This window comes from Undibacterium sp. Xuan67W (assembly GCF_049340165.1).
In the GTDB taxonomy this organism is placed as follows: Bacteria; Pseudomonadota; Gammaproteobacteria; order Burkholderiales; family Burkholderiaceae_D; genus Undibacterium.
In genome coordinates, this window is sequence record NZ_JBMPPN010000005.1 from 196,490 (window position 1) to 223,015 (window position 26,526).

The following is a 26,526-nucleotide window of genomic DNA, read 5'->3' on the forward strand; positions in this document are numbered from 1 at the left end:
TTCAGGTATCTGCTAAGTTTGTACGCGTCCTAGGTAAATTAGTACATCTCCATTGATAAGTGTCGCCCTATTTAGTGTTTTTTGCAAATCACCTATGGCTTTGACACGGTTTTTGATGCTGATTAGCGCTTATGCTGGTGCGTCAAAAATACAGAATGCCTTGATTCGGTTTACACTAGAGAGATTGTCCTTTGCATGCCCTCTCCGACTGACCTAACAGGCCCACCATGTTTTCTAAAGTTCACGCTGTCGCAAAACAAGTTAATCAAGTCATTATTGGTAAAGACCAGCAAATACGTCAGGCCTTAGTCTGCCTGCTCGCTGGCGGTCACTTGCTGGTCGAAGATGTCCCTGGTGTAGGAAAAACTACACTGGCACACGCTCTAGCGATTTCACTGGGCCTGCAATTTAATCGTTTGCAATTTACCAGTGATCTTTTGCCAGCAGACGTAGTAGGCATTTCGATTTTTGACAGGGAAAAAAGTCAGTTTATTTTCCATCCTGGCCCGGTATTTACCCAAGTATTGCTTGCCGATGAAATTAATCGTGCCACACCAAAAACTCAATCCGCATTATTAGAGGCAATGGAGGAGCGTCAGGTCAGCGTAGAAGGTAAAACGCGCCCACTCCCCTCGCCCTTCTTTGTGATCGCCACACAAAATCCCACACATCAAGTCGGCACGTTCGCGTTACCGGAGTCACAGCTTGACCGCTTCCTGATGTGCCTTTCCCTTGGCTACCCAGACGCTGCAGCAGAACGTGCCTTGCTGATGGGCGAAGATCGCCGGACTTTGCTACAAAATCTGCCGGCAGTCATGCGAGCGGAGGAATTAGTCGAAGCACAAAAGCTATTGCGTCATATTCATACCTCCCCATCGCTGATTGACTATGTGCAGTCTCTGGCGCATGCAACTCGCCAAAGCGATACCTTTGCCGACGGGATGAGCCCGCGTGCTGCAATTGCGCTGTTACAAGCGGCCCGCGCCTGGGCTGCCCTGGAGGGACGTGATCATGTCATTCCCGAAGATGTGCAGGCCGTGCTGATACCAGTGATTGCCCATCGCTTACGGCCACTCAAATCTGTGAGCGGCAAAACCAATGCAAGCAGCGAATTGCTCCAGCAACTGATGATGCGCATCGCAGTGTAACGATAGCCAAATAACAGTCAACGGACCACCATCGTTATTATTGCCAATCTATGCTGACCTCTATACGCGAACGCTTTCGTCGACTGGTTTTTCTTGAACACAAACCGGAGAGTGGTGAGGTACTGCTCAAGCAACGACGTGTGTTTACATTACCTAGCAAAGCCGGATGGATGTTTGGCTTGCTCATGATTGTTTTATTCATTGCCTCCACTAACTACAATCTGAGTCTGGGTTTTGCACTGACTTTTGTGCTGGTTGCGTGTGGCATGATCAATGCGTATTTTGCTTTTTTGAACCTCGCGTACCTGCATTTACTTGCCGGGAGTGCACAGCCCGTATTTGCCGGTGAGGATGCGCAATTTATCCTGCACATCATCAATCGACGCAAACGTCATCGTTATGCAATCTGGATAGGCTTTTCTCAAAAAGGTGCGACAGATCACGCCATCGACGTCGCACACGAGAGTCGCACCAGTGTCACGCTGAGTTATCCGACAGCGGAGCGTGGTTACATGTCCATCCCCAGGGTACGCCTGCAAACCTGGTTTCCCTTAGGTTTATTGCGTGCCTGGAGCACTTGGCTGCCTGATGCACAGGTATTGGTCTATCCTCGACCCGAACAAAATCCGCCCCCCTTGCCCCAGCAAGGTACCGAAAAAAATGATGGTCAAGGCCACGCCGGAGATGAAGATTTTTCGGGGGTACGCGCCTACCAGACCGGCGATGCCATGAAACATCTGGCGTGGAAGCAAATTGCCAAACTTGATCTGGAATCGGGCGGTCAACTCGTGACGAAGCAATTTTCGGGCGGATCCGCCAGCGATATCATTCTCGACTTTGCCAGCTTACCGAGATCAATGGATCTGGAATTAAAACTTGCCAGAATGACGAGCTGGGTGCTTGAGGCAGATGCGTCGGCCTTGTCATACGGATTTCGACTTGGAAATATAGATTATCCAATCACGACAGGTCAAGCACATCTGCAGGACTGTCTGCGTGCCCTTGCCTTGCATGACCTCACCGATAAGCATCGCTCATGAACCAATCGACCCCGAACATGTTGAGTAAAAATGGAATCGCCTCCATGCATACCAGCTGGCGCAAGCTGCCTCTGGCGCGTGACAAGGCTGATACTTTGCTACTGATGTTCTCATGTTTACTGGTGCTGCTGCCACATACTTTGCACGCAGCATGGTGGGTATCGGCGAGTTGTCTGGGGCTGTTTGCGTGGCGAGTCTGGGTCACACTGACCGGACGCCGCCTGCCACCATCATGGGTGCTAGTCCCGATTGCCGGCATGATGATGTGCGCTGTGTTCTGGCAATTTCGCACTTTCTTCGGCAAAGAAGTCGGCGTGACCATGCTGATGATGCTGCTGGTTTGCAAATTACTGGAAATGCATGCCAAGCGGGATTTATTTGTCGTCATCTATTTGGGTTATTTTCTGCTATTGACGCATTTTTTTGACGCACAAACGATCGGCACCGCCGCGATGTCATTGTGTGCCTTAGCCGCTTTACTTACGGCGCAATTATCGTTTCACTATACGTGCGTAGTGCCATCGTTGTGGAAAAGATTAAAATTAGGTTTGTCCATTTTAGGTCTCGCGATTCCGCTAACTATTGTCGCGTTCTATCTGGTGCCCAGGATTCAAGGGCCTTTGTGGAAATTACCTGGTGATGCACAAAGTGGACATACCGGATTATCAGACTCCATGGCGCCGGGAAATATCAGCAAACTTGCTTTGTCGGAAGATATTGCGTTCAGAGTCAAATTTCCAGATTTTGCGCCATTCAAAGCACCACCTAAAAATCTGCTGTACTGGCGCGCCATCGTTCTCACGCACTTTGACGGGAGGAACTGGACGCATGGCGAGATGCCGTCAGGCAATAGTGCTACCTATGCTAAAAGCGCCATCGCATTTTCTGACAAACCGATACGCCAGGAAATCATCATGGAGCCAAATAATCAGCGCTGGCTTATGGCGCTAGATATGCCTGCCGAACCGCCAAACCTGACAGACCTTGGCAGCAATCTCAATAAGCACAAAGAAATGACCGCATCCCAAGCGATCCATAGTCGGCTGCGCTATGAGGTCAGGTCCTACCCGGCTTATCAATGGCAAGCAGAATCTGAACTAGCCGATCTGATCTCTGAAGTCGAACTGCCGGCGGGATTCAATCCGCGCACACTAGCGTTCGCAGCGGATCTCAGGCAAAAATTTCAAGATGACGAAAGCGTCATCAAGGCAGTGCTTAATTATTTTCGCAATGAGAATTTTGTTTATACATTAGAGCCCACGTTATTGGGCACAAATAGTGTTGATGACTTTTTGTTTAAATCACGCGAAGGATTTTGTGAACATTATGCAAGCGCATTTGTCGTTTTGATGCGTGCCATCGATATTCCGGCACGAGTCGTGACCGGGTATCAGGGTGGTGATATGAACATCATTGATGGCTATATGGAGGTCAGGCAATCAGACGCTCATGCCTGGGCAGAAGTCTGGCTAAAAGGTAGGGGCTGGATAAGAGTGGATCCTACTGCTGCTGTAGCGCCAAATCGGGTCATGTTAAGTTTAAACGATGCCATTCCCCGCAACGGCATCACAGGTGCGATCAGTAACGCTCTTGGCAACAACTCCCTGTTGACCGGATTGCGCATGCAGTGGGATGCCGTCAATAACTCCTGGAACCAATGGGTTCTGAATTACAACCAGGCGAAACAACTCGACTTCATGCGCTCTCTTGGTCTTGGCGATTTGGATTGGCCGAAAATGACGGTGTTATTTTTCGCCATCAGCGCGCTATTGATGGCGCTATATGCGCTACCATTAATGCGTTGCCGTACCCAATTATCACCGCTGGATGAGATTTATCTTGCGTTATGTAAGAAACTGGCGTCCAAGGGATGGAGTAAAGCGCCTCATGAAGGGCCTCAGGCATATTTGCTAAGGCTAAAAACGATCATGCCAAATAATAGTTACGGTACGGTAAAGACCTTTTTGAATCTATACACAGCAGCAAAATATGGTAAAGCCGAGTTACCATCTGCTATCCTCGTCTCCCGTTTAAAAACTTTACTTAAGCAATATCGCTGACCTATTGATTTCCATGCTCAAACTATCTGCATCAACTCATTCTCCAACCAAGTATATTGGCCTCATTGCAGCACTGACCATCGCGTTAACAAGTGCTTCCTATGCGACAGCAGCGGTAAAAAAATCGAGTCCTGTGACAACAAAAAAAGTCGCGTCCAAACAGGAAGAGAGTGCGGAGTTCACGCACTTTGCGCAGTGGAAAGAAGTTGCAGATTTTATTGATCAGATGGTAGTGAAACATGGCTTTGATAAAGCCGAACTGATTACGACATTTGATCAGGTTCGATACGTAGAATCAGCAATACAGCTCATGAAGCCCGCCCCTGCAGGCAAACCCAAAAATTGGAAAGCCTATCGCGCCCGCTTTGTCGACGCATATCGCATCAATGCTGGTATCGCGTTTTGGGATAAGTACGCGGATGCGCTGAACCGGGCAGAAAACCAATACGGCGTTCCTGCGGAAATCATTGTCGGTCTGATCGGCGTAGAAACGGTGTTTGGTAAAAATACCGGCAATTTTCGTGTGATGGATGCGCTCACAACACTGGCGTTTGCCTATCCGGACACGCCAACACGCGCAACTCGTATGGAATTTTTTCGCGGGGAATTAGAGAACATGCTGTTGATGGCCAGAGAATCGCGTCTCGATCCATTTAAGTTCAGAGGGTCTTATGCGGGGGCAATAGGCTGGTCGCAATTTATGCCTAGCAGCATCAGAAAGTTTGCTGTCGATTTTGATGGCGACGGGCAAATTGATTTACTGGCGTCACCAACCGATGCCATCGGCAGTGTGGCGCACTATTTATCTATGCATGGCTGGAAGAAAAATTTACCGACGGCATTTCCAGCAACCCTGGTGATTAATCCGGATAATGAACAAGATATCAGCAAACTCAGCTCGATATTAGGCCAAGGACTGCGGGCAAACTATAAACTTGACGAATTACGCTCGGTTGCAACAACCGCTAGTCCCGATGCGACCGACAATTTGCTCTATGGTTTGATCGATTTGCAAAACGGAAATGATCCAACAGAATACTGGCTTGCTACTGAGAATTTTTTTGCCATCACTCAATATAATCGTAGCTATTTTTATGCGATGTCGGTGATTGATTTGGGCAAAGTCATTGCCGCCGCACGTACAAAATAGGAGAGGGTCGATAAAAATCACCGGAATTAGCTAACAGTTGCCACACAGAATTTTCTACGCCTGAATGATATTTTTTCCAATTAATATTACCAAATAGTATGATTTAAACTACATTAATATTATCTAATGATACATTTACGTTATCAGAAAGCAATGTGTCAAGAGATTTAACAATGTTTTGCTATTCTTCTGGCAAGAAAAATCTATTTTAAAGATACAATATTACCGTTTGATTAATCTTTTATTGAAGCAATGTTTTTTTGAATCAATAAGCTAAATAGCGAGGTAATTATGGCAAATCTGACACAGCTTGAATCCGATGAAATCGACTACGATCCAAATAATTTGTTGGACACATTGATTAAACAGTTGCATTTAAAAAATGATGCCGCTTTATCTAGGGCTTTGGAAGTAGCTCCGCCAGTAATCAGTAAAATCCGTCACCGCCGTCTGCCAGTTGGTGCATCCCTGTTAATTCGCATGCACGAAATCAGCGATGTTAGCATTAAAGATTTACGTGAACTGATGGGTGACCGTCGTGCGAAATTCCGTATCAGCGACAAACAATTCAAACCAAAAGAAGCTGCGGCGAATAGCTAAAAAATTTCGACAAAAAATTTGTCGTCAAGCACTAAATTGATTGAGAATGCCGTAAATGTATCTGAGTACATTTACGGCATTTTTGTATCTAAAACGTATTGTGCGGCGTCATTTCAATCCACAATACTATTTCAGGCAGGAAATACGCCTGTCGACAAATAACGATCACCACGATCGCAAACAATAAATACGATCGTTGCATTTTCTACTGTATGAGCAATACGTAATGCCACCTCACAGGCACCTGCCGCAGAAATACCACAAAAAATGCCCTCCTCGGCAGCCATACGACGCGCCATATGCTCAGCGTCCGACTGACTGACTGATTCTTCCTGATCGACTCTTGCCTTATCATAGATTTTTGGCAAATACGCTTCTGGCCATTTTCTAATACCGGGAATCTGGGAACCGTCTTCCGGTTGCGCACCGATAATACGAATTTCAGGATTTTGCTCTTTCAAATAAGCAGATACTCCCATGATCGTTCCTGTCGTACCCATCGCACTCACAAAATGCGTGATGCGACCGTCTGTATCACGCCAGATTTCAGGGCCAGTAGTTTCATAATGCGCAAGCGGATTATCTGGATTCGCGAACTGATCAAGGATCACTCCCTTACCTTCTTTTTGCATTTGCTCGGCCAGATCACGCGCATACTCCATACCACCAGTTTTAGGAGTCAGGACAATCTGCGCACCATATGCGGCCATACTTTGACGGCGTTCTATACTTAAATTTTCAGGCATCAACAACACCATCTTATAACCACGCATAGCCGCAGCCATGGCTAATGCAATTCCGGTATTGCCGCTAGTTGCCTCAATCAGGGTATCGCCGGGCTTGATACGTCCACGCAATTCGGCATGCTTGATCATGGACAATGCAGGTCTGTCTTTCACCGATCCGGCAGGATTATTGCCCTCTAATTTACCCAAGATAATGTTGTTGCGACGCTTGATTTCCTCGCTGGGAATTCTTTGCAGCATCACAAGCGGTGTATTTCCTATCGTATCTTCTATGGTCAAATAAGGCATGGTGATCGTTGGTGTGAAATTTAAAACATCATTTTAAACGCTGTAGCGCCTTACTGCTTGGATCCGAATTAGGGCATGATCAATTTACCGTGTAAATAAAAAAACCTCCTGAGTATTTCCATACCCAAGAGGTTGTTTGATTTTGCCTTTTTTGGCTGATACAGCCAGATACTTCTTACTTAGATGCAGATGCCTTGGCAGATGCTTTAGCGGTGGAAGCGGCAGCTGACGCAGATGCAGGCATTGATGCAGCTGCCGATGCGCTAGCAGCTTTGTCTGCCTTATCAACCTTAGCTGGTTTTACCGGCTTATCTACTGGTTTTGCTTCTGCTCCTGCTTTAGGCTGACCATTAACCGTCAAACCTGCAGCGGACAACTTGAGTGCGCTCTTTTCACCGATGCCTTTAACGCGTTTTTCAAAATCAGCCCAATCTTTGAAATTTCCACCCTTTGTGCGCTCCTCGATAATCGCCTTTGATTTTGCTGGCCCGATACCTTTAATGCCATCCAATGCGGCTTGATCACCTTTATTCACATCGACGTCAGCAAAAGCGAAACCCATCGTGACAATCATTGCGGCGATAGCTAAAAGAAATTTCTTGAACATGTAAGCACTCCCAATTAAGTTGAATTGAACTGCGTTCATTATTGACGCTGTCGAATTGATTTTTAAGATCAGACCGAAATACCACCTCGTTCTGTTTCAATTAACGACCTGAAGATACTCAGGTTGACAACGACAACAATATTAACAGTAAATTAACTTTGATTAACAAAGTAGATTATGTTGTAGCGAACAATTCTTCCTTCGATACGGTGGCAGTACCGAGCTTACCAACAACAATGCCGCCTGCGCGATTCGCTAACATGACCGCATCTTTCATGCTCAAGCCAGAAGCCAGGCTTGCTGCCATCGTCGCAATGACGGTATCGCCCGCACCCGAGACATCATAGACTTCTCTCGCCATCGCAGGTACGTGAGTGACGTCATGCTCTGTGTAAAGGCTCATTCCCTCTTCTGAGCGAGTCAGCAATAGGGCATCTAAAGATAAGTGATGGCGGAGGGCTTGCGCTTTTTCTGTCAACTCAGGCTCGCTAGTCCATTCGCCGATTACCTGACGCAATTCTGCTTTATTCGGCGTCAGCATAGTCGCTCCTGCATAACGCGCAAAATCACTTCCCTTCGGATCCACCAGGACAGGCTTGCCTGCTGCCTTAGCCGCTGCAATCATCGCAACGACATTCACCAAACTACCTTTTGCATAATCGGATAGGACGATTAAATCATACTCAGAAATGAGAGCATTGAAACGAGACAGCTTGTCTTGTAAAACGTGCTCGGTCGGTTTTTCTTCAAAATCAATTCGCAATAATTGCTGCTGCCGTCCAATCACGCGCAGTTTGATAATGGTGGAGATCGCCGTATCGCGGCTTAAATAACTATCAATGCCCGATTGCCCCAGCAAGTGTTCGACGCTGTTACCAGCCTCATCATCACCGATCACACCCAGCAAGCCAGCGTGTAAGCCTAAGGCCGCGGCGTTACGTGCGACGTTAGCGGCACCACCGAGACGTTCTTCGCGCCTCTCTACCCGGACAATCGGTACCGGTGCTTCCGGAGAAATGCGATTGACCTCACCGAACCAATAGCGGTCCAGCATGACATCGCCAGCGACCAGAATACGTTTTGATTCAAGCATGTGGATCATGTGCGTGTCAGGACAGAACGGCCGATGCCGTGGTATTCAATACCGATTTCGGTCATGACCGCTGGTTCAAATAAGTTACGGCCATCAAAAATAACCGGATGATTCAACAAGGATTTCACTTTATCAAAATCTGGGCTGCGGAATGCCTTCCACTCAGTAACAATTGCCAAAGCATCTGCCTGATTCAGGGCATCCATAGGGTTACTGGCGAAACGAATTTTTTCCAGCAATGCTGGACTATCAGCAAAGTCCAGCGCAAATACACGCTTTGCCTCTGGCATAGAGACTGGATCGTACACTGCGACACTGGCGCCTTTACGCAATAACTCGCCAAGCAAAACACGTGACGATGCAGCGCGCATATCATCTGTGTTCGGTTTAAATGCAAGACCCCATATCGCAAAATGCTTACCACGCAAGTCATCGCCGAAGCGCTTCACTATTTTTTTACCAAGCACCAGTTTTTGCTGTTCGTTGACAGCCTCGACTGCCTGTAAGACTAATAAGTCCAGACCATAATCCTGTGCGGTACGCTCTAAAGCCTGTACGTCTTTCGGGAAACAAGAGCCACCATAACCGCAACCGGCATATAAAAAGCTATGTCCAATACGCGGGTCAGACCCGATGCCATGCCTTACAGCTTCAATATCAGCACCAACATGATCTGCAAGATTCGCTAATTCATTCATGAACGAAATCCGCGTTGCCAGCATTGCGTTGGCGGCATATTTGGTGAATTCCGCAGAGCGCACGTCCATCCAGAAAGTACGTTCGTGATTGCGGTTGAAAGGGGTATACAGTTTTTTCATTTGCGAATGCGCAATACGGCCTTGTGGCGTATCGTCACAGCCAATCACTATCCGGTCAGGACGCATGAAATCTTCTACAGCAGCGCCCTCTTTCAAGAATTCTGGATTAGAAACAACAGAAAATTGCCCATCTGAATTACGCGCAGACAATTCTGCTTTGACCGCAGCAGACACTTTATCCGCAGTGCCGACAGGCACCGTTGATTTATCGACGATGACTTTAAAACCCGTCATGTATTTGCCAATATTACGAGCTGCGGCCAATACATATTGCAAGTCAGCTGATCCATCTTCGTCCGGCGGAGTACCTACCGCGATGAACTGGACATCGCCATGGGCAACACTGGCGGCAACATCAGTTGAAAACTGGATACGCCCAGCAGCACGGTTACGTGCAACCAGTTCTTCCAGGCCCGGCTCATGAATAGGAATACCACCGTTATTCAAAATGTCGATTTTGCGTTGATCGACGTCAAGGCAAAATACATCATTACCCAACTCAGCGAGACAACCACCGGTGACCAGCCCGACATAACCCGTGCCAATAATTGTAATTTTCATGTTGTGATCACAATCCCTAGATAATTTTTACGTTATTTTTTATGAGTACAAAAACTCAATTCATCACATTTAATTCTTCAGTACGGCGCGGTGGATAAGTTTCCCAACGGCTGCACCCTGGACATTGCCAGTAAAATTGGCGTGCTTTAAAACCGCAATGAGAACACTGATAGCGTGCAAGTTTTTGTGCATAACCATGTACCAGATTTTTGACTAAGGACAGTTCAGGCCTGACTTCTGGCGGCGCCACCATCAGACGCGCATCGAGCAACTTATCCAGACCTAATAAGGTTGGCGTGCGGCGTAATTCGTCACTGACCAATTGGTTCGCTGCATCAACCGTATCCAACTCCAGAGTCGCTTTGAAGACGACCTCTAATAAATCAATGGAGGACGCTTCTGCCAGATAGCCTTTAAGTAAATTCAAACCTTCTTGTGGGCGATCCAGCTTACGATAACCATCCATCAGTCGTTGTGCGACAAGCGCAACATGAGGAACACTTTGCTGCTCTACACGACGCCACGCAAGCAAGGCTTTTTCGATTTCGCCGTTTGCCAGATGGACATCGCCCATCAGGATCGCTGCGCGTACATTATGGCGATCAGCGGCCAGCGCTTTTTCTAGCATCGCCAGTGCAGCATCTGGATGTGTATGTACTAATTCATCCTGTGCCATTTCGCAGTAAAACTGGGCGATTTCTTTTTGTCGTCCGCCAGCACCAGATTCTTGCAAGGCATACGCCGCCTCAATCGCCCTCGCCCATTCTTTTTCACGCTGATAAATTTCTAGTAGCGCGCGCCTTGCCTGAATCGCGTATTGTCCGGCAACCAGCTGGTTAAAAGTTTCTTCAGCGCGATCCAGCAGACCTGCTTTCAGATAATCCTGACCAAGCTCAAACATCGCCTGGGTCTGTTGATCTAGCGGCAAATCGGGGCGAGATAAGAGGTTTTGATGTACGCGAATTGCACGCTCAGTTTCACCACGACGGCGAAACAAATTACCAAGCGCAAAATGCAATTCAACTGTCTCAGGATCTAGCTTAACGATTTCGATGAAGGCATCGATCGCTTTATCATGCTGATCATTCAGCAGAAAATTCAATCCTTTGAAGTAGCCACGCGGCAGACTACGGGACTCCGAAATCAACTGGCGGATATCGACGCGAGCGGCGATCCAGCCCAGAGAAAAAAACAAGGGGATGCCTAGCAACCACCAGATATCAAATTCCATTTTTTATTTTCGCTTATATGGTGATCAGATATTTCGAATGCCATCGGGTTGAGGCGCTTCGGTGCTTGCACGTTGCGATGCAAGTCTCTCTTTTTCTATTTCTGCGATGGTTTTTTTATGCTTGGAAATATCACGTTTGTGGCGAAAAACCATAGGGACCATCGCCAATGCACCAAGAATACCGCCGCACAAAAAGAAAGCTAGTAAAAGTATAACTAGAGGTGCAGATTGCTGGTATCCAAAAAAATATTGCAAGGTGACGATTTGATCGTTCTTCATCGCAAAGCCAAAAAAAATGATGAATAAGATCACAGTAATGATGCGAGAAATGATTTTCATAACAGTATCCTAAGTAGCTCTTATGGAGTTATTGACACCGTAACACAGAGAGGCGCGACAAGCTCTGAAGCATGCATGGAGGCATCTTTAAACTCATACGGAATTGTACGTGAAAAAAAACGGTATATCGGTCAAGCCGATATACCGTTTTCACTTTTTTGCATACTTTTTAAGTGTCAGGCCGCCGAACTGACGACTAAGCTAATCGTCTTGTATCGGTTGCCCTACCATTGCATCCACACGCTCACGCAATTCCTTACCTGGTTTGAAATGGGGCACCCGTTTTTCAGGCACCATCACTTTGTCACCAGACTTGGGATTACGTCCAATGCGCGGAGGCCGACTATTCAAGGCAAAGCTGCCAAAACCACGGATTTCAATGCGATGCCCTGTTGCCAGCGCATCCGACATTGCATCCAAGATGGTTTTGACCGCGACATCCACATCCTTTGCTACCAGTTGCGGATATCTCTCAGCCAGGCGAGCAATCAACTCAGACTTTGTCATCTAAAACTCAGCGTCTTAATTGATGCTTAGTTTTTGTTGTCGAGCTTAGCTTTCAACAATGCGCCCAAGCTTGTGGTGCCGGAAGCTGCATTGGAGTCAGTTGTCATTTTTTGCATTGCTTCTTGTGTTTCAGCACTATCTTTTGCTTTGATAGACAATTGGATACCACGAGCTTTACGGTCAATGTTCAATACCAAGGCTTCAACGCTGTCACCAACTTTCAGGTGTGTACCGGCATCTTCCACGCGATCACGGGAGATTTCGGAAGCACGCAAGTAGCCCTCAACATCATCAGCCAACTGAATGACTGCGCCTTTAGCTTCAACAGACTTGACTGTACCAGTCACGATTGCGCCTTTGTCATTCATTGCGCAGTAGTTGTTGAATGGGTCACCTTCCAATTGCTTAACACCGAGGGAAACACGTTCACGCTCAACGTCGATTGCCAATACGATGGCTTCCAGTTCATCACCTTTCTTGAAGCGACGAACTGCTTCTTCGCCTGTTTCGTTCCAGGACAGGTCAGACAAATGCACCAGACCGTCGATGTTACCGGACAAGCCGATAAATACGCCGAAATCAGTGATGGACTTGATCGCGCCGCGAACTTTGTCACCTTTCTTGTGATTGATCGCGAAATCATCCCAAGGATTGGCTTTGCACTGTTTCATGCCCAGGCTGATACGACGACGTTCTTCGTCGATTTCCAGAACCATGACTTCAACTTCGTCGCCCAACTGAACAACTTTGTTTGGTGCCACGTTTTTGTTTGTCCAATCCATTTCAGACACGTGAACCAGACCTTCGATACCTTGTTCGACTTCAACGAATGCGCCGTAGTCGGTCAGGTTTGTTACTTTACCGAACAGACGTGTGTTCGCTGGGTAACGACGGGACAAACCTGTCCATGGATCGTCGCCCAATTGTTTTACGCCCAGGGAAACACGATTTTTCTCTTGGTCGAATTTCAATACTTTTGCAGTGATTTCCTGACCGACTGTCAACACCTCGGAAGGGTGACGTACACGACGCCATGCCAGATCAGTGATGTGCAACAGGCCATCAATACCACCCAGATCCACGAACGCGCCGTAGTCAGTGATATTTTTGACGATACCGGTAACCACTGTGCCTTCTTTCAGGGTTTCCATCAGTTTTTGGCGCTCTTCGCCCATAGACGCTTCAACTACAGCGCGGCGGGACAATACAACGTTATTACGCTTACGGTCGAGCTTGATAACCTTGAATTCCATGGTTTTGCCTTCGTAAGGAGTTGTATCCTTCACTGGGCGTGTATCAACCAAAGAACCTGGCAGGAAAGCGCGGATGCCGTTTGTCAGAACAGTCAGACCACCTTTGACTTTGCCATTGACAGTACCGATAACCATCTCACCAGACTCCAGCGCTTTTTCGAGCGCGAGCCATGAGGCCAGACGTTTAGCTTTGTCACGGGACAAAATTGTGTCGCCGAAACCGTTTTCCAGCGAATCAATCGCTACGGAAACGAAATCGCCGATGTTAACTTCCAGTTCGCCCTGGTCGTTTTTGAATTCTTCAACAGGAATAAAGGCTTCAGATTTGAGGCCAGCGTTCACGATCACGAAGTTGTGGTCGATACGAACGACTTCAGCAGAGATTACTTCACCGGAACGCATATCCTGGCGTGACAGGGATTCTTCGAATAAAGCTGCGAAGCTATCTGCACCGGTAGCAAAATCTTGGGACATAAAAACAGTAGACATAAGGTACTCGAGTTATCCAGAACACGGCAAAAACGCTGTGTACACTGGGTTAGGTTAAACAAACCCGCACTGACTTTGCATCAGCACAGGAACTTCAGCATCGATTTCCAGAAGACGGATGCACCGGAAATCAATTGAACTCACAAATTCATTTACAAACCAACTTGCAACATTTTCACTAGCATTTCGCCTGTGAAGTTACTGCGTTACCGGCTTGCTTTAGCGTATAAATCCAGCACGATTTGCACCGCCTGCTCGACTCCCATTGCTGAGGTATCGAGGATATACGCCCCTGACGCTGGCTTGAGCGGCGCTGCGGTGCGGGCACTGTCTCTCGCATCACGCTCCGTCAAATCCTTTACCAAGTCTTCCATATTAGCAGAAAAACCCTTTTCAATCAATTGCTTATATCTTCTTGACGCACGCGCCTCAACACTTGCCGTAAGATAAATTTTTTGGGTAGCATCGGGGAAGATCACTGTGCCCATATCACGCCCGTCCGCCACCAGTCCCGGGGCATAGCGAAACGCAACCTGCAAGTCAACCAGCGCCTTGCGGACCTCGGGCAACACCGCGATCTTGGAGGCAGCGACACCGATTGCCTCCGCCCGCACGGCATCGGTCACATCTTGCTCATCCAGCAACACATGGCCACGCACAAAACGACAAGGCAACACTCTTGCCAGCTCAGCCAGCTTCGCTTCATCATCGAGCGCAATGTGATTTTGCTGCGCCGATAAGGCCGTCAGGCGATATAAAGCGCCTGAATCGAGATAATGAAACCCCAGTTGCTTGGCGACGCGATGCGCTACCGTGCCTTTACCTGAGGCAGTTGGCCCATCTATCGTAATAACTGGCACAGTCGGCATACTCAAAACAATTCCTTGTGGTTGATTTTGGCAAACGCCTCGAAATAATCGGGGAAGGTTTTCGCTACGCATTTGGGATCATTGATACGCATTGCAGCACCACGGCGGGCAGCGCCATCAAGGGTGGCCAGCGAAAAACACATTGCCATGCGGTGATCGTCGTAAGTATCAATAGTAGCAGGCTGGATCTCGGCGGGCGGTGTAACGGTCATATAATCTGTCCCCTCTTCGACAATCGCACCTAGCTTTCGCAACTCTTTCGCCATGGCGGCGATACGATCCGTTTCCTTGACGCGCCAGCTGGCAATATTGCGCAAAGTCGTGGTTCCATTAGCATATAAAGCGGCAACCGCAATCGTCATTGCTGCATCAGGAATATGGTTGAAATCCATGTCGATCGCCTGTAGCACGCCATTCGACCTGGCCTCTATCCAGTTGTCGCCACGTGTAATCGTCGCGCCCATTTTCTCTAATGCTTCGGCGAAACGAACATCACCCTGAATACTATGCAAGCCAACACCTTCGACCCGCACTGGCCCGCCGGCGATCGCTCCGGCGGCAAGGAAATACGATGCCGACGACGCATCGCCTTCGACATGAATCGTCTGTGGTGATACATAACGCTGCCCCGTCGTGATCGTAAATGCCTGCCAGCCATCGCGTTGCACAGTTACGCCAAAACGCTGCATCAGATTCAAGGTAATTTCAATGTAGGGCTTAGAAATCAACTCCCCGATCACTTCAATGGTCACATCATGATCGCGCGCCATCAGCGGCGCAGCCATCAGCAGTGCGGTCAAAAACTGACTGGAAACATTGCCTTTGACTTGCAAGCAATGGCCGTGAATATGGCCGCGACGAATGTGCAGCGGGGGAAAGCCGGGATTGCCGGTGTATTCAATCTGCGCACCAACTTGATTTAACGCATCGACCAGATCACCGATCGGACGCTCATGCATACGCGATACGCCGTGTAAGGTGTAATCGCCACCAATGACCGCGAGGGCCGCGACCAGCGGGCGAATCGCGGTACCCGCATTCCCCATAAATAAATCGGCCTGATGTTGCGGCAACACGCCATCGGCTCCCGTGACCGTGTAATTCTGCGTCCTGCCGTCCTGCGTCCACTTCACCCCCAATTGTTGCAAGGCATTCAGCATGACCAGGGTATCGTCAGACGCCAGCAACTCAAGGATTTGCGTCGTTCCTTGTGCCAGCGCAGCCAGCAATAAGGTCCGGTTAGAAATACTCTTAGATCCCGGCAAACGCACTGTGCCTTGTGCCTGCATCACAGGATGTAAATCGAGGTAGTGCGGATAGTGTTTGGCTTGTTGGCTCATGCGGATGGTTTATATCGACAAAATAAGGTTGGAACGGGTATTCATGCACATTCAGTGCGCGTCTGTTACGCATTTATCAGCACTTAAAGCGTACTGACTATGTATTTGTTATGCACGCATCACATTAAGAGAGGCGCATACTCCCATCAGTATATTTTTATAGTCCACATCAGTATTGCAGGATTAAGCATGTTTTAAGTAAAAAATGGGGGAGTATTTATCTCAATGCATAGCGCCATAATCGGAATCAAGCTCAGTCCCCGCCCTCTTTACTCTGCTTCTCGGCAGCTTCTATTGCCGTGATCCAGTTATGGCGCGCTGCCTGCGCATGACTATAAATGGATTCAATGCCAGACGCATCGGCATTCACCAGATGCTCCCGCAGAATCGCCAGTCGCGCAGTATAAGAATCCAGCTCCTGCAACATCGCACTGCGGTTTGCCAAGGTAATGTCGCGCCACATTTCCGGCGACGACCCGGCAATCCGGGTAAAGTCGCGAAAGCCGCTTGCAGCATATTGGAACAAGGTATCGGCATGCGGCTTGCGAGCAATATCATCCACCAGCGCATACGCCAGCAAGTGCGGCAAATGACTGACCGAGGCAAACACCGCGTCATGCTCCGCCGGACTCAGGTAATGAATAATCGCGCCGCATTGCTGCCACGCATACGCGACTCTGGCGACTGCCTCATCCGTATTCTCAGGCAAGCGCGTGATAACGGCTTTTTTTCCCACATACAAATCGACTAATGCCGCCTCGGGGCCGTTTTGTTCGCGTCCGGCAATCGGATGCGCTGGCACGAATTGCGCAAGCTGATCGCCCATCACCCGCCGCGCCGCCTCGACCACATCGGACTTAGTACTACCCGCATCGGTAACGATGGTATCGGGCTGCAAATACGGCTGAATCGATGACAAAATTGCCGCCGTCTGGGCGACTGGCGCGGCGATCAGCACCAGATCTGCACCACGCACCGCAGCGGCAGCAGAATCCGCAATCTCATCGATAATGCCGAGGCGCTGCGCGCGCTGCAGTGAGGCCAGACTGCGGCCGACGCCGACCACGTGCTCAACGGCTCCCGCCTTTTTTAAGGCCAGAGCGAATGAACCGCCTATCAGGCCAACGCCGAAGATAGCGACCCGTTTTAGCCGGTGTTGGATCGGCTGCTGCGCTGTCGGTTTCAACTTATCAGCGCCCATCATTGCTTGTAATTAGCCATCATCAATCTCACCAATATCCAGCGATCAGGCTGCCAGTATTTCTTTTAAAGCAGAGATGAAAGCAGCATTTTCTTCCGGCAAACCAATAGAGATGCGCAGAAATTGCGGCAAACCGTAGTTGCCAACCGGACGCACGATGATGCCGCGCTTCAGAAGTTCGAGATTGATACGCGCTCCTGCACTGTCTTCGTCACCGACTTTGACTAAAACAAAGTTACCGAAAGAAGGAATGAATGTCAGATTCAGTTCTTTAAAAGCCGTAGTCAGCTGTGCATATCCATCGGCATTCAGCTTCGCACTTTTTTGCAAAAACTCTGCGTCATTCAAGGCAGCAATCGCAGCGGCTTGCGCCATAGAATTGACGTTAAACGGTTGACGTACGCGGTTCAACAAATCCGTGATACCAGGCTGTGCGATCCCAAAGCCGATACGCAAGCCAGCCAGGCCATAGGCCTTGGACATGGTGCGCGATACCAGCAAGTTAGGAAACTGTCTGACCCAAGCAATCGAGTCATATTGCAAGTCGGCGGCGAGGAATTCGTTATACGCTTCATCGAGTACCACGACCACATCGGCTGGCACTTTTTTCAAGAAGGTCTCGATCTCCGCCGCTGGCAAAAACGTCCCTGTCGGATTGTTTGGATTGGCGATAAAAACCAATTTAGTATCCGCAGTAATCGCTGCCGCCATTGCCGCCAGATCGTGACCAAAATCTTTCGCTGCGACCACAATCGCACGCCCGCCAACTGCTTGCGTCGCCAATGGATACACGGCAAACGAATACTGCGCGAACACGACCGACTGCCCTGGCTCAACAAAAGAATGCGCAGCTAATTCCAGTATGTCGTTACTGCCGTTACCTAAAGTAATCCAGTCCTGCGGCACAGCGTATTTCGCCATGATCGTGGCTTTTAACTCAAATCCATTCGCATCAGGATAACGCCCCAAATCAGTCGCCGCTTTGAGCATCGCTGCCTGTGCGGATTGCGGCACGCCAAGCGGGTTTTCATTTGATGCCAGCTTGACGATTTTTGATTCGTCCAGACCAAATTCGCGCGCGACTTCAGAGATAGGCTTGCCACCTTGGTAAGGGGCAATTGCGCGAACATAGGCAGGGCCAAATTCAGGACCAAATTGTATAGACATAGCGACTCCAAAAATTGTCCAGCATCTGACTGGATTGACAAAACAAATGATATTTTTAATTACATCACGCAATATTGGCGCGGGTTTCAGAGCACTTTCGGCTTGAAGGGCGCACCCACGCTGCGGACAGCAAGCTCAATGTATTTCTATGCTTTAAATCGTGCAAGGATAAGAGCCCAGTATTTTAAAGAATGCGGCATTGTCATTCAGATCCGACATCGCCCTTGCGACTTTATCGTCGAGTACATGACCTTCCACATCGACGTAAAAATAGTATTCCCAGTTGCCAGTGCGTGCCGGGCGTGATTCGAAGCGCGTCATCGAAACACCGTGCTTAGACAAAGGTGCTAACAGGTTGTAGACCGCACCGGCTTTATTCGGCACTGCCAGCACCAAAGAGGTCTGATCCTTGCCGCTTGGCGTTGTATGCAGACGTCCGATCACGGCAAAGCGGGTGCGGTTGTGCGGGTCGTCCTGAATATGCGCGCTGACCACACCGAGCTGATATTGCTGGCCCGCGATTTCACTGGCGATCGCAGCCATGGTGGCGTCGCCACTGGCCATACGTGCGGCTTCGGCATTGGATGCCATCGCTTGTCGTTCGATATGCGGATAATGCTGATTCAGCCAGGCCTGACATTGCGCTAATGCTTGTGAGTGCGCGCAAATCCGCGTCACACCATCCATGTTGCCGGTCTTGGTCATCAGACTATGCTGTACCGCAATCGCGAGTTCACCGCTAATGGCGAGACTGGTTTGCAATAACAAATCGAGAGTACGGTTAATCGCGCCTTCGGTTGAATTTTCTATCGGCACCACGCCAAAATCAGCAGTGCCCGCCTCGGTTGCGCGGAACACTTCATCAATCGATACGCATGGCAAAGCCTGAATCGCATGTCCAAATTGCTGATACACCGCCTGCTCACTGAAGGTACCGACTGGCCCTAAAAAAGCTACCACAACGCGGCGCTCAAGCGCACGGCAAGCTGACATGATTTCACGGAAAATCAATTGAATATCCTGGCTCGCTAACGGCCCCGGATTGCGCTCAGCAACACTGCGCAATACCTGCGCTTCGCGTTCCGGACGAAACACCGGTGCATTGGTCTCGGCCTTGACATGACCGACCTCTTCCGCGACACGAGCACGCTCGTTTAGTAAAGACAGGATTTGTGTATCGATGGCGTCGATTCTTTGACGCAATGGGAGTAATTTATTATCGCTCATAAGCAACCTAAAAACCGTTTAGCGAGTTGATGAAAACGTCGCGACGTAATCACACTTGTACCAGTCACAGCATTCCCGCCGGTTAGCGTAGCGTGATGGTAATGATGCTCGCCTCTCTTCCGACTTTTGATCGTTGTCCTTAGCGCCACGGTTTCCAGGTGATGGTGAGTGCCATGCAAAGAAAGGGCTAAAGAGGAGAGGCTATCGGGCCGCTCGCAGCTCAAGTATGAGCGCGGGCAAATTCTTTCATAAAACTAACGAGGGTTTGTACGCCTTCGATCGGCATGGCGTTATAAATCGAGGCGCGCATACCGCCGACCGATTTATGTCCCTTTAATTGCAGCAAGCCGTGTTGCTTTGCCTGCGTTAAAAATTCGGCATTCAAACTTTCATCACGCAAGAAAAATGGTACGTTCATGCGTGAGCGGCAATCCTTAGCAACCCGGTTGACATAAAAATCCGATACATCCAGATAGTCGTACAGTAGTTGCGCCTTCGCGATATTTTTCTGCTCTATGGCGGCAACGCCACCCTGACGCTTCAGCCACTGGAACACCAGGCCGGCAATATAAATCGCATAGGTTGGCGGCGTGTTGTACATGGAATCGTTGTCGGCGACGATTTTCCAATCGAAGGCTGAGGGACAAATTGGCAGCGCATGGCCGAGCAAATCCTCTCGCACGATGACGATGGTCAGCCCGGCAGGACCAATATTTTTTTGGGCGCCACCGAAGATCACACCGTATTTAGCAACATCAATCACACGCGACAAAATATGCGAGGACATGTCCGCTACGATAGGCGCGTCGCCCGTGTCGGCACTGACATCCGGTACGAAATGGTATTCAACACCATCAATGGTTTCATTCGTACAAAGATGCACGTAAGCGGCATCTTTTGACAAGGTCCAACTATCACGCGACGGTACCGCCGTGTGTCCGTTCGCGTCGGCGGAGGCGGCGACATTCACCTTGCCGTATTTTTGCGCTTCTTTAATCGACTTGGCGGTCCACGATCCGGTATGGATGAAATCTGCGTTTGCCGGTTGCGGTTTGCGTCCCATCAGATTCATGGGAACAATGGCGTTTTCACCTAAACCACCACCTTGCAGAAACAGAATTTTGTAATTGTCCGGTACCGCCAGCAACTCGCGCAAATCGCTTTGTGCTGCGGCGATGATGGACATAAATTCCGGTCCGCGATGACTCATTTCCATCACTGACATACCGCTGCCATGCCAGTCCAGCATTTCTGCTGCGGCCTGCTGCAATACTTCTTTAGGCAATACGGCAGGTCCGGCAGAGAAATTGTAGATCGTCGTCATGCAGTTTACTCCGCAGCAGCTGGCTCGTCATTAGCGCCGGTGTCAGCAGCCGTATCCGCACTTGCATCGGCATCCGGTTCATCAACATCCGTTTCCACAATGCGCTGCAAGCCAGACAGCTTGGTCCCATCTTCCACGGCGATCAAGGTAACGCCTTGTGTTGCACGCCCCATCTCACGAATCTCTGAGACACGGGTGCGTATCAGCACACCACCAGTTGTGATGAGCATGATCTCATCATTGCTATCCACTAGCGTCGCCGCAACCACCTTGCCGTTACGTTCAGACGTCTGAATCGCGATCATACCTTTGGTACCGCGGCCATGACGGGTGTACTCAGTAATCGGTGTCCGTTTACCGAAACCATTTTCGGTCGCAGTCAATACCGATTGCTGTTCGTTTTCAGCCACCAGCAGCGCGATCACTTGCTGACCTTCTTCGAGATTCATACCACGCACACCACGTGCCGTGCGGCCCATTGGACGTACATCGTTTTCGTCAAAGCGCACTGCCTTACCGGAGTCGGAGAACAACATGACATCGTGCTTACCGTCAGTAAGTGCTGCACCGATCAGGAAGTCGCCATCATCCAGATCCACCGCGATAATGCCGGCTTTACGTGGATTGCTGAAGTCGTTCAATGGCGTCTTCTTCACGGTACCAAGGCTGGTCGACATGAAGATGTAATGGTCTTCAGGGAAGCTGCGGTTATCGCCTGACAATGGCAGGATCACTGTGATTTTTTCACCGTCTTGCAACGGGAACATATTCACAATCGGCTTGCCGCGAGAATTGCGTGAGCCTTGCGGCACTTCCCAGACTTTTAGCCAGTACAGACGACCACGATTCGAGAAGCACAGGATGTAATCATGCGTATTGGCGACAAATAATTGCTCGATCCAGTCGTCATCCTTGGTTGCTGTGGCCTGCTTGCCGCGACCGCCGCGTTTTTGCGCACGATATTCGGACAGAGGTTGCGACTTCATATAGCCGGTGTGTGACAGTGTCACGACCATATCGACTGGCGTAATCAGATCTTCAGTTTCGAGATCGGTCGCGTTGTGCGTAATTTCGGAACGACGAACGTCTTTGTTGCCTTCGCCGTACTCGTTGCGGGCAGCAGTCAATTCGTCAGTAATGATGACGGTGACGCGCTCCGGCTTGGACAAAATATCCAGCAAATCAGCAATCACGGACATCACGTCTTTGTATTCATTGACGATCTTGTCTTGCTCCAAACCAGTCAAACGTTGCAGACGCATTTGCAAAATCTCTTGCGCCTGATCGTCGGAGAGCTTGTACAAACCGTCCTTTTGAATACCATAATGCTTAGGCAAATTTTCTGGGCGGAATGCATCGATACCGGCTGGATTATCTGCCGCAGTCCGCATTAACATCTCACGCACCATGGAGCTGTCCCATGCGCGATTCATCAATTCTTGTTTCGCTAAGGGCGGTGTCGGTGCTGCTTTGATGATGGCAATGAAATCGTCAATATTGGCCAATGCAACCGCGAGGCCTTCCAGAACATGACCACGTTCGCGGGCTTTGCGCAACTCGAATACCGTACGGCGTGTAACCACTTCGCGACGATGCGACAGGAAGCAATCCAGCATCTGCTTCAGGTTCAGCAATTTAGGCTGACCGTTCACCAGCGCCACCATATTCATACCAAAAGTGTCTTGCAGCTGCGTTTGCTTGTACAGATTATTCAATACGACTTCTGCCACTTCACCGCGCTTCAACTCAATGACGACGCGCATACCGGACTTATCGGATTCATCACGGATGTCGGAAATACCATCCAGTTTTTTATCGCGCACCAGCTCGGCGATACGTTCCAGCAGAGATTTCTTGTTGACCTGATAAGGCAGCTCATCGACGATCAATGCAGTGCGGTTTTCTTTGCCAAACTCTTCAAAATGCGTCTTGGCACGCATGACCACACGGCCACGACCAGTACGGTAACCGTCACGCACACCGGATACGCCATAAATAATGCCGCCGGTAGGAAAATCTGGGGCTGGGATAATTTCGATCAACTCATCAATTGTGCAGTCCTGATTACGCAAAACATGCAAAGCACCATTGATGATTTCGGTGATATTGTGTGGTGGAATATTGGTCGCCATACCTACCGCAATACCCGATGCGCCGTTGATCAGCAGATTCGGGATGCGGGTAGGCAAGACGGATGGTTCTTTTTCTTTGCCATCGTAATTGGGAACAAAATCGACAGTTTCTTTCTCAATATCGGCGAGAATTTCATTCGCGATCTTGTCCAGTCGACACTCGGTATAACGCATCGCTGCCGCATTATCCCCATCGACTGAACCGAAGTTACCCTGACCGTCGACCAGAGTGTAGCGCAGAGAAAAATCCTGCGCCATACGCACCAGCGTGTCGTAAATCGACGCGTCGCCGTGCGGGTGATACTTACCCATGACTTCACCGACCACGCGCGCACATTTGACGAACGGGCGGTTATACACGTTGTTCATTTCGTGCATCGCGAACAGAACGCGTCTATGCACAGGCTTCAAGCCATCACGTACATCCGGCAAGGCACGGCCAACAATCACGCTCATGGCGTAATCGAGGTAACTCTTGCGCATTTCTTCTTCAAGGGAAATCGGGAGTGTTTCTTTAGCGAATTGATCCATTGGCGGGCCGGCAATTTAGAGCTTGGTTAAATAACGATGCATTCAAAAAAACCATGCAAATTCTCATCAAAAAACCAAGAGAAATGCAAAATAGGCATTTTTAGTGCTGAACTTCTGATTTTAACATGCTCGTCATATGAGCAACACCGTTTTTGAGCCTGGCCCATATTCATACAAGTGTCGCCCAAATGACAGCAAGTGATGAATGACTTATGTTGTAATCAGTTCATAACAATCACAAATACACAATTATTCATCCACACGGAGACAAAAATGATGCCAACGATTAAAACATATGCCACCTGCCTGATTGCCATGACGAGCCTGTCATGTCTTGCACAAACCGACATTAAAGCAGCCACGCCGAATAGCGCCTATGTCCAGGACGGTCGCGGCATCGTTGCAAGAAGCACATTCGGACTGTGCTGGCGGACCGCGCACTGGACGCCTGCCGACTCCATTCCCGGATGCGATGGCCCTTTATCAGTACCAGTGGTCACGCCAGCAGCGCCACCAATTGGCTCTCCTACGCCAGTACCTGTGCTGCCGGCGCCAGCCAAACCTGCACCGCCAAAACGTTGTGATTTTGCGGTCACATTGCAAAATGATGAAACTTTTGCATTTAACAAAACCATTTTAAGTAACGCAGCCAAGCAAAAAATCGATGCCGAGGTCATGCCCAAACTCGCAAATTGTGCCAAAGTGGATCTGGTGATTGTGACCGGACATACCGACCGCATAGGAACTCAGCAATATAATCAAAAACTTTCTGAAAAACGCGCCGACGCCGTTGCAGCTTATCTGACCAGCAAAGGTATTAACGCCACAATAGACACGATGGGCATGGGTAAAACTCAGCAAATCATGTCCTGCGATGACAAACTGGGGCAGGTAAAACTCGCTGAATGTCTGGGACCAAACAGACGCGTTGTGATTGAAGGGCGAGGTCTTGCCAAGTGAGACGCTCCGTCAATGACGCGCAATTGAGGACAACCTTAAGTATTTGCACTCAAACATGGCAAGTTGCTAAAACACGACAAATTCACAAAATGTTACTTTGGCGATTTAACAATCTTAGCTTAGTGATACATCCTATGGCAAAATAGTAAGGTGTTACAACGCTATTTCAGCTATGGTAATTTGATGATGAAATAGTATTGTCATCAAGCACGTGGTAGTATCCAGTTTTATGCAGTCAATTGCGCAGTTCATCTGCGGTAGGTAATCTCACCCGAGAGGAGAAATATGAAAAATTTAGTAAAACTCGTTATCGCAGCTTCCTCAGTAGCCGCTTTTTCAGTATCTGCACAAGATATGACAGATATCAAAGCAAGCACTCCAAACAGCGCTTATGTACAAGATGGTCGCGGTGTCATCGTGCGTGATCCATTCGGCCTGTGCTGGCGTACTGGCTACTGGACACCGGCTGACGCGGTTCCAGGTTGCGACGCTCCATTGGTCAAACCAGCACCAGTAGTTGCTGCACCCGCACCAGCGCCAGAAGTAGCGCCTGCACCAGCACCGAAGCCAGTTGCTCCACCAGCACCAACATCTGAGAAAGTTACTTTCGCAGCAGACGCATTCTTTGATTTCGACAAAGCAGTATTGAAACCAGAAGCAAAAGCAAAATTGGATGACATGGCATCAAAACTGAAAGGTATAAACCTGGAAGTTGTGATCGCTGTTGGTCACACTGACTCTGTCGGCTCTGATGCTTACAATCAAAAATTGTCTGTAAAACGTGCAGAAGCTGTTAAGGCTTATCTGGTTAGCGCTGGTATCGAAGCGAACCGTGTCTACACAGAAGGTAAGGGCAAAAAACAACCAGTTGCTGATAACAAATCAGCAGAAGGCCGTGCTCAAAACCGTCGCGTAGAAATCGAAGTAGTCGGTACACGTAACGTTAAATAATTTTTCCGCCCGCGGGCGGTGAATTACAAAAACCCCGCTACGGCGGGGTTTTTTATTATTTACACGTCCTGAAGGCTTTCATCAAGTTGGACTACAATAGCCAACTTCACACGTAACAGCCTTATACCCTCTCACTTCAGGCATCCAAACTATGTCAACAGTTAACGTCGATCCGGCCGAAATTCAAAAATTCAGCGATCTGGCTCACCGCTGGTGGGATCCCAGTTCCGAATTCCGCCCACTGCATGAAATCAATCCACTGCGTCTGGAATGGATCAACAGCCGCATATTGCTCGCAGGAAAAACAGTAATTGATGTCGGATGCGGCGGCGGCATACTTGCCGAATCCATGGCAAAAAAAGGAGCAAACGTCACTGGCATCGATCTTTCTGAAAAAGCACTCAAGGTTGCCGACTTACACGGCCTGGAATCTGGCATCAACGTGCGGTATGAGAAAATCGCTGCAGAAGATATGGCAGCCCGTGAGGCAGAGCAATTCGACGTGGTTACTTGCATGGAAATGCTGGAGCATGTGCCTGATCCTGCCTCAGTGATTCAGGCCTGCTATCGCATGGTCAAACCCGGTGGATATGTATTTTTCTCTACACTGAACCGTAACCTGAAGTCCTATGTATTCGCGATTCTGGGGGCAGAATACATTTTGCAACTGCTACCCAAAGGCACGCATGATTATGCCAAGTTCATCACACCGGCAGAATTGTCTCAGGCAATCCGCAACGCTGGCCTGCAGGTTGAAGCCTTAAAAGGCATGAGCTATAACCCCCTGACGAAAATTTACTCACTCAATCAGGATACCAGCGTCAACTATCTGGTCGCCTGCACTCGTCCAGTTTAACTACCTCACCCTCTTCCGCAGCGACTCCCGCTGCGGAA

Annotated in this window: 23 protein-coding genes; 8 read left to right on the top strand and 15 right to left on the bottom strand. The window is 49.1% G+C overall.

Annotation, left to right across the window (positions count from 1 at the left end; translation table 11 throughout):
- Positions 1-227 precede the first annotated feature (227 nt).
- From ACO0LE_RS06795 to ACO0LE_RS06815, 5 genes are all read left to right on the top strand, one after another.
- Positions 228-1,148 carry an AAA family ATPase gene (locus tag ACO0LE_RS06795; RefSeq protein ID WP_422959660.1) on the top strand — a complete coding sequence of 307 codons (921 nt, stop codon included), beginning with the start codon at positions 228-230 and terminating at the stop codon, positions 1,146-1,148.
- Between the two features lie 50 nt (positions 1,149-1,198).
- Positions 1,199-2,188: a DUF58 domain-containing protein gene (locus ACO0LE_RS06800; RefSeq protein WP_422959661.1), complete on the top strand. Its 990-nt coding sequence runs from the start codon at positions 1,199-1,201 to the stop codon at positions 2,186-2,188.
- Positions 2,185-4,248: a transglutaminase TgpA family protein gene (locus ACO0LE_RS06805; RefSeq protein WP_422959662.1), complete on the top strand. Its 2,064-nt coding sequence runs from the start codon at positions 2,185-2,187 to the stop codon at positions 4,246-4,248. The genes ACO0LE_RS06800 and ACO0LE_RS06805 overlap by 4 nt, the downstream gene beginning before the upstream one ends.
- Positions 4,249-4,261: 13 nt before the next feature.
- Positions 4,262-5,398 carry a lytic murein transglycosylase B gene (mltB, locus tag ACO0LE_RS06810; protein ID WP_422959663.1) on the top strand — a complete coding sequence of 379 codons (1,137 nt, stop codon included), beginning with the start codon at positions 4,262-4,264 and terminating at the stop codon, positions 5,396-5,398.
- 291 nt (positions 5,399-5,689) lie between these two features.
- Positions 5,690-5,998 carry a hypothetical protein gene (locus ACO0LE_RS06815; protein ID WP_262835522.1) on the top strand — a complete coding sequence of 103 codons (309 nt, stop codon included), beginning with the start codon at positions 5,690-5,692 and terminating at the stop codon, positions 5,996-5,998.
- Between the two features lie 131 nt (positions 5,999-6,129).
- Here the strand turns inward: ACO0LE_RS06815 and cysM are convergent, their stop codons facing one another.
- From cysM to gyrA, 15 genes are all read right to left on the bottom strand, one after another.
- Positions 6,130-7,032 (bottom strand): cysteine synthase CysM, encoded by a 903-nt coding sequence (gene cysM / locus ACO0LE_RS06820; protein WP_422959664.1) that lies wholly within the window; start codon positions 7,030-7,032, stop codon positions 6,130-6,132.
- 175 nt (positions 7,033-7,207) lie between these two features.
- The gene (locus ACO0LE_RS06825; RefSeq protein ID WP_422959665.1) at positions 7,208-7,639 is read right to left on the bottom strand and encodes a helix-hairpin-helix domain-containing protein; all 432 of its coding nucleotides are present in this window, start codon (positions 7,637-7,639) and stop codon (positions 7,208-7,210) included.
- A gap of 175 nt (positions 7,640-7,814) precedes the next feature.
- Positions 7,815-8,732, bottom strand: a complete 918-nt coding sequence (gene rfaE1 / locus ACO0LE_RS06830) for a D-glycero-beta-D-manno-heptose-7-phosphate kinase (protein WP_422959666.1) — start codon at positions 8,730-8,732, stop codon at positions 7,815-7,817.
- A gap of 5 nt (positions 8,733-8,737) precedes the next feature.
- Positions 8,738-10,111, bottom strand: coding sequence for a UDP-glucose dehydrogenase family protein (locus tag ACO0LE_RS06835; protein ID WP_422959667.1), 1,374 nt, complete (start codon positions 10,109-10,111; stop codon positions 8,738-8,740).
- 55 nt (positions 10,112-10,166) lie between these two features.
- On the bottom strand, positions 10,167-11,342 hold the full coding sequence (gene lapB, locus ACO0LE_RS06840; RefSeq protein ID WP_422959668.1) for a lipopolysaccharide assembly protein LapB: 1,176 nt from the start codon (positions 11,340-11,342) through the stop codon (positions 10,167-10,169).
- Positions 11,343-11,366: 24 nt separating this feature from the next.
- Positions 11,367-11,681 carry a LapA family protein gene (locus ACO0LE_RS06845; RefSeq protein WP_422959669.1) on the bottom strand — a complete coding sequence of 105 codons (315 nt, stop codon included), beginning with the start codon at positions 11,679-11,681 and terminating at the stop codon, positions 11,367-11,369.
- A 201-nt stretch (positions 11,682-11,882) separates the two neighbouring features.
- Positions 11,883-12,188 carry an integration host factor subunit beta gene (locus ACO0LE_RS06850; RefSeq protein ID WP_422959670.1) on the bottom strand — a complete coding sequence of 102 codons (306 nt, stop codon included), beginning with the start codon at positions 12,186-12,188 and terminating at the stop codon, positions 11,883-11,885.
- Positions 12,189-12,214: 26 nt separating this feature from the next.
- Positions 12,215-13,930: a 30S ribosomal protein S1 gene (rpsA, locus tag ACO0LE_RS06855; protein WP_422958048.1), complete on the bottom strand. Its 1,716-nt coding sequence runs from the start codon at positions 13,928-13,930 to the stop codon at positions 12,215-12,217.
- Positions 13,931-14,136: 206 nt separating this feature from the next.
- On the bottom strand, positions 14,137-14,805 hold the full coding sequence (gene cmk / locus ACO0LE_RS06860; protein ID WP_422959671.1) for a (d)CMP kinase: 669 nt from the start codon (positions 14,803-14,805) through the stop codon (positions 14,137-14,139).
- Positions 14,802-16,139 carry a 3-phosphoshikimate 1-carboxyvinyltransferase gene (aroA, locus tag ACO0LE_RS06865; protein ID WP_422959672.1) on the bottom strand — a complete coding sequence of 446 codons (1,338 nt, stop codon included), beginning with the start codon at positions 16,137-16,139 and terminating at the stop codon, positions 14,802-14,804. Before aroA ends, cmk begins: the two co-directional genes overlap by 4 nt.
- Positions 16,140-16,392: 253 nt before the next feature.
- Entirely contained in the window at positions 16,393-17,343 is a 951-nt protein-coding gene (locus ACO0LE_RS06870; protein WP_422959673.1) for a prephenate dehydrogenase, read from the bottom strand.
- A gap of 42 nt (positions 17,344-17,385) precedes the next feature.
- Positions 17,386-18,507 carry a histidinol-phosphate transaminase gene (hisC, locus tag ACO0LE_RS06875; protein WP_422959674.1) on the bottom strand — a complete coding sequence of 374 codons (1,122 nt, stop codon included), beginning with the start codon at positions 18,505-18,507 and terminating at the stop codon, positions 17,386-17,388.
- A gap of 153 nt (positions 18,508-18,660) precedes the next feature.
- The gene (gene pheA / locus ACO0LE_RS06880; protein WP_422958053.1) at positions 18,661-19,734 is read right to left on the bottom strand and encodes a prephenate dehydratase; all 1,074 of its coding nucleotides are present in this window, start codon (positions 19,732-19,734) and stop codon (positions 18,661-18,663) included.
- 220 nt (positions 19,735-19,954) lie between these two features.
- Positions 19,955-21,058 (bottom strand): 3-phosphoserine/phosphohydroxythreonine transaminase, encoded by a 1,104-nt coding sequence (gene serC / locus ACO0LE_RS06885; protein ID WP_422959675.1) that lies wholly within the window; start codon positions 21,056-21,058, stop codon positions 19,955-19,957.
- A 5-nt stretch (positions 21,059-21,063) separates the two neighbouring features.
- On the bottom strand, positions 21,064-23,721 hold the full coding sequence (gene gyrA / locus ACO0LE_RS06890) for a DNA gyrase subunit A (RefSeq protein ID WP_422959676.1): 2,658 nt from the start codon (positions 23,719-23,721) through the stop codon (positions 21,064-21,066).
- 273 nt (positions 23,722-23,994) lie between these two features.
- Between gyrA and ACO0LE_RS06895 the strand changes: the two genes are divergently transcribed.
- The 3 genes from ACO0LE_RS06895 to ubiG all read left to right on the top strand — a co-directional run bounded on the left by ACO0LE_RS06895 (position 23,995) and on the right by ubiG (position 26,488).
- The gene (locus ACO0LE_RS06895) at positions 23,995-24,681 is read left to right on the top strand and encodes an OmpA family protein (RefSeq protein ID WP_422959677.1); all 687 of its coding nucleotides are present in this window, start codon (positions 23,995-23,997) and stop codon (positions 24,679-24,681) included.
- 285 nt (positions 24,682-24,966) lie between these two features.
- Positions 24,967-25,632, top strand: coding sequence for an outer membrane protein OmpA (ompA, locus tag ACO0LE_RS06900; protein WP_422958057.1), 666 nt, complete (start codon positions 24,967-24,969; stop codon positions 25,630-25,632).
- Positions 25,633-25,783: 151 nt separating this feature from the next.
- Positions 25,784-26,488, top strand: coding sequence for a bifunctional 2-polyprenyl-6-hydroxyphenol methylase/3-demethylubiquinol 3-O-methyltransferase UbiG (gene ubiG / locus ACO0LE_RS06905; RefSeq protein ID WP_422959678.1), 705 nt, complete (start codon positions 25,784-25,786; stop codon positions 26,486-26,488).
- The last annotated feature ends 38 nt before the right edge of the window (positions 26,489-26,526 follow it).